Source organism: Janibacter alkaliphilus (assembly GCF_013408565.1).
GTDB lineage: Bacteria > Actinomycetota > Actinomycetes > Actinomycetales > Dermatophilaceae > Janibacter > Janibacter alkaliphilus.
In genome coordinates, this window is the sequence record NZ_JACBZX010000001.1 from 3,215,230 (window position 1) to 3,228,645 (window position 13,416).

12 protein-coding genes and 1 tRNA gene are annotated in these 13,416 nt (G+C 71.8%); 1 reads left to right on the forward strand and 12 read right to left on the reverse strand.

All coding sequences use genetic code 11. The annotated features are described in order from the left end of the window. Positions 1-6: 6 nt before the first annotated feature. The 11 genes from BJY28_RS15210 to tig all read right to left on the reverse strand — a co-directional run bounded on the left by BJY28_RS15210 (position 7) and on the right by tig (position 12,495). Positions 7-825, reverse strand: a complete 819-nt coding sequence (locus tag BJY28_RS15210) for a MerR family transcriptional regulator (protein ID WP_179463747.1) — start codon at positions 823-825, stop codon at positions 7-9. Positions 826-895: 70 nt separating this feature from the next. Then, entirely contained in the window at positions 896-2,176 is a 1,281-nt protein-coding gene (clpX, locus tag BJY28_RS15215; protein ID WP_179463748.1) for an ATP-dependent Clp protease ATP-binding subunit ClpX, read from the reverse strand. 403 nt (positions 2,177-2,579) lie between these two features. After that, positions 2,580-3,254: an ATP-dependent Clp protease proteolytic subunit gene (locus tag BJY28_RS15220; protein ID WP_281366938.1), complete on the reverse strand. Its 675-nt coding sequence runs from the start codon at positions 3,252-3,254 to the stop codon at positions 2,580-2,582. A 28-nt stretch (positions 3,255-3,282) separates the two neighbouring features. Then, on the reverse strand, positions 3,283-3,927 hold the full coding sequence (locus tag BJY28_RS15225) for an ATP-dependent Clp protease proteolytic subunit (RefSeq protein WP_343037145.1): 645 nt from the start codon (positions 3,925-3,927) through the stop codon (positions 3,283-3,285). 133 nt (positions 3,928-4,060) lie between these two features. Then, complete coding sequence (gene treS, locus BJY28_RS15230) at positions 4,061-6,370, reverse strand: maltose alpha-D-glucosyltransferase (RefSeq protein WP_179463749.1); 2,310 nt, start codon at positions 6,368-6,370, stop codon at positions 4,061-4,063. A gap of 177 nt (positions 6,371-6,547) precedes the next feature. Beyond that, positions 6,548-7,156: a response regulator transcription factor gene (locus BJY28_RS15235; RefSeq protein ID WP_179463750.1), complete on the reverse strand. Its 609-nt coding sequence runs from the start codon at positions 7,154-7,156 to the stop codon at positions 6,548-6,550. Further along, on the reverse strand, positions 7,153-8,340 hold the full coding sequence (locus BJY28_RS16975) for a histidine kinase (RefSeq protein ID WP_179463751.1): 1,188 nt from the start codon (positions 8,338-8,340) through the stop codon (positions 7,153-7,155). The genes BJY28_RS15235 and BJY28_RS16975 overlap by 4 nt, the downstream gene beginning before the upstream one ends. Next, positions 8,337-9,098, reverse strand: coding sequence for an ABC transporter permease (locus BJY28_RS15245; RefSeq protein WP_179463752.1), 762 nt, complete (start codon positions 9,096-9,098; stop codon positions 8,337-8,339). The genes BJY28_RS16975 and BJY28_RS15245 overlap by 4 nt, the downstream gene beginning before the upstream one ends. Further along, positions 9,095-10,141, reverse strand: coding sequence for an ABC transporter ATP-binding protein (locus BJY28_RS15250; RefSeq protein ID WP_179463753.1), 1,047 nt, complete (start codon positions 10,139-10,141; stop codon positions 9,095-9,097). Before BJY28_RS15250 ends, BJY28_RS15245 begins: the two co-directional genes overlap by 4 nt. 69 nt (positions 10,142-10,210) lie before the next feature. After that, entirely contained in the window at positions 10,211-10,918 is a 708-nt protein-coding gene (locus BJY28_RS15255; RefSeq protein ID WP_179463754.1) for a PaaI family thioesterase, read from the reverse strand. Between the two features lie 110 nt (positions 10,919-11,028). Next, the gene (gene tig / locus BJY28_RS15260) at positions 11,029-12,495 is read right to left on the reverse strand and encodes a trigger factor (RefSeq protein WP_179463755.1); all 1,467 of its coding nucleotides are present in this window, start codon (positions 12,493-12,495) and stop codon (positions 11,029-11,031) included. A gap of 139 nt (positions 12,496-12,634) precedes the next feature. Here tig and BJY28_RS15265 point away from each other — a divergent pair, with 139 nt between their 5' ends. Continuing rightward, positions 12,635-13,222 carry a hypothetical protein gene (locus BJY28_RS15265; protein ID WP_179463756.1) on the forward strand — a complete coding sequence of 196 codons (588 nt, stop codon included), beginning with the start codon at positions 12,635-12,637 and terminating at the stop codon, positions 13,220-13,222. 61 nt (positions 13,223-13,283) lie between these two features. On the opposite strand, the gene BJY28_RS15270 is transcribed toward BJY28_RS15265, so the two are convergent. Continuing rightward, positions 13,284-13,360: transfer RNA gene (locus BJY28_RS15270), tRNA-Pro, on the reverse strand. Positions 13,361-13,416 lie beyond the last annotated feature (56 nt).

Below are 13,416 nucleotides of genomic sequence, written 5' to 3' on the forward strand. Positions count from 1 at the left end.
GCGCGATCAGGCGACCGGGATCTGCACCTCGATCAGCCAGCCCGCGCCCTCGGCGTCCGGGTCGAACGGGGTGGCCAGGTAGACCTCCCGGTTGGTCCCGGCCGGGGTCAGCGAGCGCCGGGCCGCCTCCTCGGTGATCGCCTGCCAGATCTCGGGCAGGCCGGCGAGGTCGTCACCGGCGTAGCGCGCGGTGAGCGCACGGGGCGCGGACGGCAGCTCGCCTTCCTCGACCCCTTCGGGCACCGGGCCCGCGACCGGCGCGGCCGCGGTGACGACGAGGCTCTCGTCGTCCTCGCCCCCGGTGTAGGTGGCCAGACCCGGACCCGCCTGCGCCGCACCGGCGTCGGCGAGCGCCGCGGTGAGCTGCTGGAAGAGCGGGCCGACGGACGGTCCCGCCTCGCTCATCTCGGTGACCGTCGTCGACAGCTGGGCGACGCTGACCGCCGGCAGCTCGGTCTCGGTGATGGTGATCGTGGACATCGTGGACTTCCTCTCGATCAGTCGGAGGCTCGCCTCGACCTGCGCCAGCCGCTGCTCGTCGACCGCGATCTGCTCCCGCAGGTCCCGCCGACGCTGCCGCAGCAGCTCGGCGATCTCCACGGACCCGTCCGGGGCGTCCAGCAGCCGCCCGACCTCCTCGAGCGAGAAGCCGAGGTCCTTCAGCGCGACCAGGCGGTTGGCCCGGTCGAGCTGGTCGGCGGCGTAGGAGCGGTACCCGGAGCTGGGATCGACGTGCGCCGGCACGAGCAGGCCGAGCCGGTCGTAGTGGCGGAGCATCCGCACCGACACCCCGACCAGCCTGGCGAACTCTCCGATGCTCAACATGACGAGATCACTCCACCGGCTGACACGGTGTCAGGGTCAAGCGCCGTCGCGGCCGATGTCCGGCACCGGGTCAGGCGGAGCGCTTCTGCTTGCGCTTCGGGGACTCCTCGTGCCGCACGATCGTCGGCAGCACGTTGTCCATGACGACCTCGCGGTTGATGACGACCTGCTTGATGCCCTCGTCGCTGGGGACGTCGAACATCACCGGCAGCAGCACCTCCTCGAGGATCGCCCGCAGGCCACGGGCACCGGTGCCGCGGGCCAGCGCCTGGTCGGCGATGGCCTCGACCGCGTCCTCGGTGAACTCGAGCTCGACGCCGTCGATCTCGAACATCTTGCGGTACTGCTTGACCAGCGCGTTGCGCGGCTCGGTGAGGATCTGCACCAGCGCGGCCTGGTCCAGCGGGGCGACGGTGGTGATGACCGGCAGGCGCCCGATGAACTCGGGGATGATCCCGAACTTCATGAGGTCCTCGGGCATGACGTCGGTGATCATCTCGGAGACGTCGCCGGGCGAGTGCAGCTCGGAGCCGAAGCCGAGCCCCTTCTTGCCACGGCGGCCCTCGATGATCTTCTCCAGCCCGGCGAAGGCGCCGCCGAGGATGAAGAGGACGTTGGTGGTGTCGATCTGGATGAACTCCTGGTGCGGGTGCTTGCGCCCGCCCTGCGGTGGCACCGAGGCGGCGGTGCCCTCGAGGATCTTCAGCAGGGCCTGCTGCACCCCTTCGCCGGAGACGTCCCGGGTGATCGACGGGTTCTCCGACTTCCGGGCGATCTTGTCGACCTCGTCGATGTAGATGATCCCCTGCTCGGCCTTCTTGACGTCGTAGTCGGCGGCCTGGATGAGCTTGAGCAGGATGTTCTCGACGTCCTCCCCGACGTAGCCGGCCTCGGTCAGGGCGGTGGCGTCGGCGATGGCGAAGGGGACGTTGAGCATCCGGGCGAGGGTCTGGGCGAGATAGGTCTTGCCGCAGCCGGTGGGCCCGATGAGCATGATGTTGGACTTGGCGATGTCGACGTGGTCGTCGTCGCGCTTGGCGGCGGCACCGGTGGCCCCGGCCTGGATCCGCTTGTAGTGGTTGTAGACGGCGACGGCCAGCGCCTTCTTCGCCTTCTCCTGGCCGATGATGTAGGTCTCGAGGAAGTCGAAGATCTCGCGCGGCTTGGGCAGCTCGTCGAGGCCGAGCTCGGAGGAGTCGGCGAGCTCCTCCTCGATGATCTCGTTGCAGAGGTCGATGCACTCGTCGCAGATGTACACCCCCGGGCCTGCGATGAGCTTCTTGACCTGCTTCTGCGACTTGCCGCAGAAGGAGCACTTGAGCAGGTCGCCGCTCTCGCCGACTCGTGCCACTGCCAGTCCTCTCGCCGTCGTCCGTGGGGGCCCGGATGACCTCCGGGAGCGTCGCCGACGTTACCCGCCGGGCTCCGCCGCCGCTCTCATTGGACACCCCGCCGGGCGGGCGCGTCGCGCCTGTCCGCTGTCAGCGCAACCCCCTTCCCCCTCCCCTGACCCCACCCTCCCGACTCCACCCCTTCGACCCAACTGCCTAGGCAACCGTGTTCGCTCAGCCTGCAAGCTGAGCGGATGGGACTTGCCTAGGCAGTTGGGGATAGAGGGGACAGACAGGAGTGGAGTCGACGGGGTGGGACGACGGGGCGGACCGCCGGGGGCGGACCGCCGGGGCGCAGCACGACGGCCACCACCCGGATCGGGTGGTGGCCGTCGTGGAGCCGGTCGGTGCCGGCGCGCCCGGTCAGTCCTCGGCGGACGCCTTGCGCGGGGTCAGCACCTCGTCGATGAGGCCGTACTCCTTGGCCTCCTCGGCGCCGAGGATCTTGTCGCGCTCGATGTCGGAGCGGACCTCCTCGGCGGTCTTGCCGGAGTGCTTCGCCCAGGCCTCCTCGAGCCAGGTGCGCATCCGCAGCACCTCGTTGGCCTGGATCTCGATGTCGCTGGCCTGGCCGTAGTCGCCGCCGGCCAGCGCCGGCTGGTGGATGAGGATGCGGCTGTTCGGCAGCGCGAAGCGCTTGCCCGGGGTGCCCGCTGCCAGCAGCACGGCCGCGGCGGAGGCGGCCTGGCCGATGACGAAGGTCTGGATGTCCGGGCGGATGTACTGCATCGTGTCGTAGATCGCCGTCATCGCGGTGAAGGAGCCGCCGGGGCTGTTGATGTACATGAGGATGTCGCGCTCCGGCTCCTGCGACTCCAGCACCAGCAGCTGGGCGATGATGTCGTCGGCGGAGGCGTCGTCCACCTGCACCCCGAGGAAGATGATCCGGTCCTCGAAGAGCTTGGTGTAGGGGTCCATCCGCTTCATGCCGTACGAGGTGCGCTCCTCGAAGTTCGGCAGGATGTAGCGGCTGGAGGGCCCGGGACGCATCGGGGCGTCGCCCGGCATGTGGGTGCGCGCCTGGGGGTCGAGGTTCATGTGTCTCTCCTGACGTTCTGCGGGCCGCTCAGGCCTGGTCGTCCGTGACCGGGTTGCCGTCGGAGGCACCCGATCCCCCGGTCTGGCTGGCGCTCTCGAAGACGTGGTCGACGAAGCCGTACTCCTTGGCCTCCTGGGCGCTGAACCAGCGGTCCCGGTCGGAGTCCTTGGTGATCTGCTCGACGCTCTGGCCGGTGTGCTCGGCGATGAGCTCGGCCATCTGGGTCTTGACGTAGAGCATCTGCTCGGCCTGGATCTTGATGTCCGAGGCGGTGCCGCCGATGCCGCCGGAGGGCTGGTGCATCATCACCCGCGCGTGCGGGGTGGCGTAGCGCTTGCCCTGGGTGCCGGCCGACAGCAGGAACTGGCCCATCGACGCGGCCAGGCCCATGGCCACCGTGGCGACGTCGTTGGGGATCCACTTCATGGTGTCGAAGATCGCCATGCCCGCGGAGATCGAGCCGCCGGGGCTGTTGATGTAGAGCCAGATGTCCTTCTCGGGGTCCTCGGCGGCGAGCAGAAGCATCTGGGCGGCGATGGCGTTGGCGTTGTCGTCACGCACGTCCGAGCCGAGGAAGATGATCCGCTCCTTGAGGAGCCGCTGGTAGATGTGGTCGTCGAGCCCCGGCCCGCCCTGGGGTCCGGCGGCGACGATGTCGCTGCTGTTGCTCACGCTCACTCGCTCTCGTGGTCGTCACGCGTCGAAGTCCTCGCGCGTCGTGGTCCGTCGACAAACCTAACGCCCGGGTCGGACGCCGCACTCCCGGCCCCGGGTGATGTTCGCCGTGGGCGGAAGGGCGCCGGGCTCACCCCTTCGGCGCGGTGACCAGCAGCGCCAGCCCGGCGTGCGGGCCGAGCTCGACGTGGAAGCCGTGCAGCTGGTCCACCTCGCCGACGATGCTGCCGTCGCCCATGTCCATCAGCCGCGACCCCGGCGCGAGGTGCTCGCTGATCACGGTGCCGGCGATCAGCTCGGTGGAGAAGTTGAGCACGGTCACCTGCCCCTGACCCTCGATCTGGTCGTAGTCGTGGACCATGACGAGCATCGCCGAGTGTGAGACGTCCGGGATGTCCACCTGCGAGGTCGTCGCCAGCGCGAAGTAGCCACGCAGGTGGAGGATCTCGCGCAGCCGGTTGGCGAAGGAGCGCGGGTCCTCCAGCTGCTCCGGCAGCGGCCCGTAGAGCACCTGGCCGCGCGGCATGCCCGAGGACGAGCCGCGCCCCTCCTCACCGGTGCCCATGAGGTCGTAGGCGGCGCGGTGGATCCACCGGGTGTCGCCACCGTCGAGCAGCGGGGCGATCGCCGGGTGGTCCCCGGGCAGCGGCATGGCGCCGACGAGGTCCCACCCGGAGAGCGCGAAGACTCCCGGCTGGAGCGCGTTGAACATCGCCAGCAGCAGGTGCGCCCGACGCACCTGCTCGACCTGCTCCTCGTCCATCACCGCCGGGTCGCTGATCCCGAGGGAGGCGGCGATCACCGATGCCGTGGTCGAGGCGATGCCGTTGGTGGTGAAGACCCGGTTGTAGGGGGCGTGCTCGCCGGTGAGCGCGGCGGTGAGGTCGGCGCGGACGATCTCGGCCAGCTGCTCGCCGGTGACCTCCTCGCCGCGGAAGGTGTAGATCTCGTCGCGGTGCTCGCTGGCGAAGTGCACCAGCTCGTAGGTCATCTCGTCGTGGTTCTGCAGGGCGTGCACCAGCTGCACCGCGTCCACCCCCTGCGCGTGCGCCTCGCGCAGCGTCAGCCGCAGGAACTCGGTGTCCCCGGTGGCGATCGCGTGGTGGTAGGCGGGGCGGTTGACGAAGTCGTAGGACAGGTCGGCACCCGCCTCGGAGGTGGCCCGGATGTCGTCGATGGAGAGGTTGAGCTCCTGGAAGGTGAAGCCGCCGACCTTGCGCACCATCGAGCCGATGAGCTGGTTCGCCGCCTCGCTGAGCGGGTGCCCCTCGGACCAGGCCGGGTCGTCCTCGTGGCTGCGCTCCACCCCGAGGAAGCCGTTGGCGTCCAGCCGCAGCCCCCCGGAGCCGAGGTCGCCGAGGCTGTGCAGCGCGTCACCGATGACCAGCCGCATCCCCGCGAAGGTGGGGTCGAGCCAGTTGATCGACGGCTGGCCCTCCTTGAAGTAGTGCAGGTAGACCCAGCGGCGGGTCACCCCGTCGGGCCCGGTGACCGGGGCGGTGACCGACCAGTTGGTGTCCTTGACCCCGGGCACGTAGAAGATGACCCGCTGCATCCGCCCGACGATGTGCCCGGCCTCGGCCAGCGCCCGCTCGGACTCCTCGTCGAGGTTGACCGAGTCGCGGCCCTCGGGGACCTCCGGCAGCAGGTGCCAGTCCTCGGGCGGGATCGCCACCATGCTGTAGATGCCCGGGTAGTCGCCCACGCCCATCTCGGCGAGGCGGAAGTCCGCCCCCTTCCCGGTGTGACCGGGGACGATGTCGTCGATGACGGTGCCGTCGTGCTCGCCGGCCACGTGGCACATCGCGCGGTAGTCCTCCTCGGTGCCGAAGAGGTCGTCGATGTGGGTGCTGATCCGGTCGAAGTGGCCGTCGATGCTCGGCGTCGGGTTCCACCCGGTCAGGCCGCCGGCGCGCTTGACCGGTCCGGTGTGCACCCCCTGGATGCCGATGCGCTGGAAGATCTCCCACAGCTCGGGGTCGCCCAGCGAGGCGAGGAAGGACTCCCCCGGCCGGGTGATCATCGAGATCGGGTAGGCGGTGAACCACACCGAGGCGGTGGCCACCGCGTTGCGCGGGTCAGGGGTGGCGTAGGGGTTCTGCCACATCGAGCCACGGCCGGTGAACTGGGCGGCGATGTCCTTGGCGTCCTGCAGCATCGACTGCCCCTGCAGCCAGGCGACGTAGACCGGGTTGGAGCCGACCGGCTCGCCGGAGCGCATCTGCGCCATCGACGGGGCGCCCTGCGGGCGCAGCCGGGCCCTGGGGCGCAGCGCGCGGGGCCTGGCGGGGAAGAAGACCTGGGCGAAGCTGGGCTCGGCGTGGTCGCTCTCGGGCACGTCGACGCCGGTCGCCGGCGCCTGCGACCCCTCAGTGTCCACGGATGTGTCGGTGGCGTCGGGGGCGTCGGCCGCCGCGGCGGTCTCGGGTCCGTCGGTCATGCGCACCAGCCTAAGAGCCGTGATGTGACTCACCGCACGGTGCCCGGCCCGGCGGTATCCGCGCCATCCGCTCACCTTCGCCCCATCCGCTCGGGTTGCAGGCTGAGGGGATGCAAGAGCCTAGGGAGTTGGGGTACTGGGGGGCGCGGGGGTGGGGGGCGCGGGGTGGGGGGTGGGTCAGAGCCAGCCGTTGTCCTGGGCGACGCGGGCCGCCTCGGCGCGGGTGGAGGTGCCGGTCTTGCCGATCGCCGAGGAGAGGTGGTTGCGCACCGTGCCCGGCGACAGGTGCACCTGCGCAGCGATGGCGGCCACCGGTGCCCCGCTGAGCGCCGCCCGGAGCACCTCCTGCTCGCGGGCCGACAGCGGGTTCGCCCCGCCGTAGAGCGACTCGGTCGCCAGCGTCGAGTCGACCACCCGCAGCCCGGCGTGCACCTTGCGGACCGCCTCGGCGAGCTCGCCGGCCGGGGTGTCCTTGACGACGAACCCGCTGGCGCCGGCGTCCAGCGCCCGCCGCACGTACCCGGCACGGCCGAAGGTGGTCACCACCAGCGACCGGCAGGTCGGCGCCTGCGCCCGCAGCTGGGCCGCGACCTCGATGCCGTCCATCCCGGGCATCTCGATGTCCAGCAGGGCCACCTCGACGTCCTTCGTGCGCACCGCCTCCAGCACCTCGTCGCCGCGCCCCACCTCGGCGACGACCTCGATGTCCCGCTCCAGCGACAGCAGCGCGGCCAGCGCCCCGCGCACCAGCGCCTGGTCGTCGGCCAGCAGCACCCGGATGCTCATGTCGCCACCTTCGCTGTCGTCTCTCCCGTGTCGTCCGCGCCGCCCAGGCGCACCTCGAGCAGCGTCCCGCTGCCGCGCGCACCGTCGCCGGCCCCCGGGGCGCCCGGCCCCAGGCTGACCGACCCGCCCTGCTGCTCGACCCGCTCGCGCAGGCCGCCGATGCCGTTGCCCTCCCGGCGCCCGGACACCCCGCGCCCGTCGTCGCGCACGCTCAGCCGGTCCTGTCCCAGGGTGATCTGGCAGAGACGGGCTCCGCTGTGCCGCACCACGTTCGTCACCGCCTCCCGCACCGCCCAGGCGAGCACGATCCGGTGCCTCGGGTCGACCTCCTCGGGGCTGCCGCGGACCTCCAGCCGCATCCCCGCCCCGGTCAGCGCCTGCTCGGCCGCCGCCAGCTCGTCGGTCAGCCGGGCCACCCGCAGCCCGGCCACGGTGGCCCGGATCTCGGCGAGCGCCTGCCGGGAGATCGAGCGCACCTCGGCCATCTCCGCCTTCGCCCGCTCGGGGTCGACGTCCACCAGCCGCTCGGCGAGCTCGGACTTCACGGTCACCACGGTCAGCGAGTGCCCGAGCACGTCGTGCACGTCGCGGGCCACCCGCTCCCGCTCCTCGCTGATCGTCAGCCGCTGCTGCGACTCGCGCTGGCGCCCGGCCCGCTGGTCCAGGGCGCTGATGAGGATGAGCGTCAGCCCGACCATCGGGTAGATGAGCAGGAAGAACCACAGGTCGTCCAGCTGCCCGGCCAGCAGCGGCGCGACCACGGCCAGCACCATCGCCGCGCCGAGCAGCAGCAGGGCCTGCCGGGTCGGCAGCGCCATGCCGGAGAAGGAGAGCATGAAGGGCACCAGGCCGAGCGCCGAGAGTCCGATGACCGGCACGGTGGCCAGCGCCAGCAGCCCCATGACGAGCAGGTAGAGGTGCAGCCGACGGGTGGTCCCGGGCGGCTGATCATCGGCCCAGAACCCGCGCAGGTACACCAGCGCGAAGGTGATGATGAGCGCGATGGTCAGCGCCCGCCAGACGACGGCGACGTCAGCCAGGACGGCCGAGCCGAGCGGGAAGACGAGGAAGACGAGCCAGATGGCGGCGAGCAGCCACCCGAAGCGGACCCAGGGGTCGACCACGTCCGCGGAGGGCGAGGCCCCCTGCGCCTCGCCCTCCGAGCAGCTCGGCGGCTGGGTCACTGACGACCTCGGCCACGACGGACCAGCCAGGTGGTGGCGACGCCGAGGATGGCGGCCCACACGCAGACGTTGAGCAGCGGGACCCACAGCGGCTCGTGGCTGAGCGATCCGTCGGTGGTGTTGATGAGATACCCCTCGGTGAGCGGGTAGCGGGCGAGGCTGACGTAACCGTACAGCGGGGTGAACTTGGCGATCGCCAGCAGCGTGCCGGACAGCGGGAAGAAGATGTTGCCGAGGAAGCCGAAGATCACCAGCGACCCGGACGCCGCGCCGACAGCCGCCTCGCTGCGGAAGAGCAGCCCGCAGGCCAGGCCGTACATCGCGAAGACCGCGGCACCGAGGATGACGACCAGCGCGCTGAGCAGCCAGGCGGCGGTGGTGCCCTCGGCGCCGGTGATCATGCCGAGCACGTAGATGAGGGTGATCGGCACCAGCGCCACGGCGAGCGCCACCAGCGACTTGGACAGCACGTAGGAGCCGTCCTTCATCGGGGTGAGCCCGAGCTGACGCCCCCAGCCCTGCATCCGCTCGACCGCGGCCATCCCGCCGACGCCGACGGTGGCGGTCACCGCGCCGTAGGCGGCCATCGAGATCATCGTGTGCATCGCCACGTTGCCGTTGCCGGCGTCGGCGTCGGCCCAGTCCTGGGAGGCGCCGAAGATGATGTAGAGGAAGGCGGGCAGCAGGGCCGTGAAGAACATCGACACCGGGTCGCGGACCACCCGGAGCAGCTCCAGACGGGTGTAGACGGCGTTCATCGCGGGCTCCCCTCGCCGGCGGTCTGCCGGTCGCGGTCGGTGGTGGTCTCGTGGGTGTCGGTGGTGAGGGACGGACGGTCGGCGCCGGACGGGTCGGCGGGCTCCCCCGCCCCCTCGCCGGTGAGCGCGAGGAAGGCGTCGTCCAGGGACCCGGAGCTGATCTCCAGGTGCTGCCCGCCGAGGTCGGTGAGCAGCCGGCGGGCGACCTCGTCGGAGTCGCCGGCGGTGATCCGCACCCGCTCCCCCTGCCGGTGCACCTCGACGACTCCCGGCAGGTCGCGCAGCTGCTCGTCCACGCTCTCGTCGGCGATGTCGGCGCTGACCACGCGCCCGGAGGCGCGCTGCCGGATCTGCTCGGTGGTCCCGTCGGCGACGATCCGGCCCCGGGCCATCATGACGATCCGCTCGGCGAAGGTGTCGGCCTCCTCGAGGTAGTGCGTGGCGAAGACGATGGTCCGACCCTGGGCCGCCTCGGCGTGCATCGTCGCCCAGAAGTCGCGGCGGGCGCCGACGTCCATGCCCGCGGTCGGCTCGTCGAGGACGAGCAGGTCGGGGTCGGGCAGCAGCGCCAGGGCGAAGCGCAGCCGCTGCTGCTCACCGCCGGAGCACTTGCTCACCTTGCGTCGGGCGAGCTCAGTGAGGCCGGCCCGGGCGAGCACCTCGTCGACCGGCTGCGGGTCGGCGAAGGTGGAGGCGATCATCGTCACGGTCTCGGCGACGGTGAGGTCGCGCAGCAGGCCCCCGGTCTGCAGCACCGCGGACACCCGTCCGGCGTCCACGGCCCGCCGCGGGGACATCCCGAAGACCGAGACGGTGCCGCTGGTCGGGCTGGTCAGCCCCAGCACCATGTCGAGGGTGGTGGTCTTCCCGGCGCCGTTGGCGCCGAGCACGGCCACCACCTCGCCGAGGCCGATGCTCAGGTCGACGCCGTCGACCGCTCGCACCGGCTCGCCGTGCACGGTGAAGGTCTTGTGCACGCCGTCGAGACGGATCGCGGGTGCGCCCGCTCCGTCGCCCGTGGTGGCTGCTGCTCTCGTCTGCATGGCCACGATCCTGGCCCCGCGAGGAGCAGTGGCGCTGCCCCCTTCGTCATCACCTCGCCGTGACAGACGTCATGCGTCCGGGCCGGCCTCCGCGGGGGCCTCGAAGTCACCGGCGTCGCCGGTCGGGGTGCCCAGGTACTGCCGCGCCCAGCGGGGCACGACGAAGAGGCCCTCGGCCTCGACGGTGACCTGGCCGTCGGCGTCGAGCAGCTCGCCGGTGACCGTGGTCTTCCAGCCGTCGGTGCCGGCCACCCGGGCGCGCCCGGAGACCTGCCCCAGCGGGGTGGGTCGGCGGTAGGTGAGGTTGAGGTAGGCGGTCATCCCCGGCCGACCGACGATCGCCGGCACGGTGCCGAGCACCTGGTCCAGGACGGAGGCGATGATCCCGCCGTGGACGTGCCCGGGCGGCCCTTCGTAGGCGGCGCCGAGGACGAAGGGGTCGGCCGCGGCCTCCCCCTCACCGGTCTGCCGCACGGTCAGCGGCGGCGCGACCGGGTTGCGCATCCCGACCATCGGGTTGCCGTGGTCGCGCAGCCGGCCGTCGCTGGTGGTCTCCAGCCCGAGCGGTCCGTCCTGCGCCCGCGCCGACAGCCGCGCGCTGAGCGCCCGGACCTCGGTCGCGACGGCGGCCCGCTCCGGCTGGTCGACCCGGGTGCGCACGGTCAGGTCGAGCAGCTCGCGCACCGCGTCGGCGAGGTCGCGGTAGGCCGCCTCGTCGGCGCGCAGCGCCTCCGGGTCCTCGACGGGCTCGGGCGAGGGGTAGGTACCGGCGGTCATCTCACGTCCTGGGTGCGGTGCTGATGGGCGTGCCCATTGTGCGCTGGCCACGGACGACGACGCGCGCCGCCCCCACGGGTGGGGACGGCGCGCGTCGGTGGTCGCGGCGCTCAGGCCTGCGTCGAGGTCTCCTCGTCGGCGGCGGCCTCGGTGGCGGTCTCGCCGGTCGTCACCTCGTCGCCGGCATCGTCGGCCGGCTCGTCGGCGGCGGCGGCATCGGTGGCGGTCTCGCCGGTCGTCACCTCGTCGCCGGCAGCGTCGGCCGGCTCGTCGGCGGCGGCCTCGTCGGCACCGTCCTCGGGCTGCTCCTCGTCCGGGGTCAGCTCGTCGAGGTCGACGGCGTTGCCCTCGGTGTCGGTGACGGTCGCCTTGTCCAGGACCGCGGCCAGGGCCTTGCGGCGGGCGACGTCGCCGACCATGGCCTGGACCTGACCCTGCTGGTCGATGAGCTGGGCGAACTGGTTGGGGTCCATGCCGTACTGCTGGGCCTGGGCCATGAGGTACTCGATGAGCTCGGGCTGGCCGACCTCGACCTCCTCGACCTCGGCCAGCTTGTCGAGCAGGAACTGGGTCTTGACGGCCTGACGGGTCTGCTCGTCGACCTCGGCGCGGTGCTCGTCGTCCTCCAGGCGCCCCTCCTGCTCGAGGTGCTGGTTGACCTCGGCCTCGACGACGCTGTCCGGGACGGGGATGTCGGTGCGCTCGAGCAGCAGCTCGAGGACCTTGTCGCGGGCCTGGACGCCCTGCTCGAACTTCTTCTCCCGCTCGGCCTGCTGCTGCAGGTCGGCGCGCAGCTCCTCGACGGTGTCGAACTCGCTGGCCATCTGGGCGAAGTCGTCGTCCACCTCGGGCAGCTCGCGCACCTTCACCGACTGGACGGTGACCGAGCACTGCGCCTCCTGGCCGGCCCGGTCGCCGCCGGCGAGCGGGGAGGTGAAGTCGGCGCTCTCGCCCTGGGAGAGGCCGGTCAGCGCCTCGTCCATGCCCTCGAGCATGTTGCCGGAGCCGACCTCGTAGGAGACGCCCTCGACGGCGTCGATCTCCTCGCCGTCGATCTCGGCGCGCAGGTCGATGGAGACGAAGTCGCCGCTCTCGACGGCGCGGTCGACACCGGTGAGGGTGCCGAAGCGCTCACGCAGCTCGGTGAGCTTGGCCTCGACGTCCTCGTCGGCGACGGCGACCGGGTCGACCTGGACCTCGAGGGCGTCGTAGTCGGGCAGGGTGATCTCGGGGCGGATGTCCACCTCGACGGTGAAGGCGAGCTGGGTGCTGTCCTCGAGCGGCACCTCGGTGACGTCCACCTCGGGCTGGCCGATCGGGGAGATGCCGGTCTCGTCGACGGCCTTGCCGAAGAACTCCGGCAGCGCCTCGTTGACGGCCTCCTGGACGATCGCGCCCTTGCCGACCCGCTGCTCGATGATCTTGGTCGGCACCTTGCCGGCGCGGAAGCCGGGGACCTGGATCTGGCTGCCGATGCTCTTCACGGCGGCGTCGACGTGCGGCTGGAGCTCCTCGCTCGGGACCTCGACGGTCAGCTTGACCCGGGTCGGGCTGAGGTTCTCGACGGCACTCTTCACTGCGGGTACTCCAAAGTCTCGTGGTCCACGAAGGGGGTGGGCGCCGGCGCCGCGTCGTGCGGACGCGCCCACGCTGGTCTGCCCCGTCGTCGACGAGGCACGGCCCACCACCCTATCGGACGCCCTAGGGTGCGTCCTCATGACGACCCCTGCCACCCGCGGCGCCGGGATCATGTGGACGGTGCGGCTGCTCGTGCTGGCCTTCATGGGCGCCGCACCGCTCTTCGCCCTGATCATGCTCTTCATCGCCGACCCCGGCCAGCCACCGTCGACGGCGGTGGTGATCGGGCTGCTCGTCCTCAACGTGGCCACCTTCGTCGTGGCCGAGCTGGTCGGCTACCGGACCCCGGCGATCCAGCCCGGGACGCCGCCGGAGCGGGCCGTCGGCACCGCCTCGGCGGCGCTCGTCGGGACGACGATGGTGCGTGCGGCGATCACCGAGTCGCCGGTGATCTTCGCGCTCATCCTCACCTTCGTCGCCACACCGAGCACGATCTGGACCTACCTGGCCGGGGCGGTGCCGGCGCTGCTCGTCATGGCGGTGCACGCCTGGCCGAACCGGCGGGTGATCCGCAGGCTGGAGGCCTCGCTCGACCGGGACGGGGGCCGCTCCCACCTCTCCGACCTCGCCGCCGGCCGGGCACCGGGCCACGGGCATGGCGGGCACGGTGGGCACGGCCACGGTGGTCAGGGTGGCTACCAGCCGCCCGGCTTCCAGCAGTACTGAGCGAGCTCCACGTCCCGGGCTGAGGACGCCGCGTGCTCGGCCAACCGAGCCGTCGGCGGGCTGGTCGGGGTAGCCGGATTCGAACCGACGGCCTTCCGCTCCCAAAGCGGACGCGCTACCAAGCTGCGCCATACCCCGTGCGCGCCCTGGTTCGGACCACGGGCGAGCGGCCACTAGGCTAGCCCCGGCTCCAG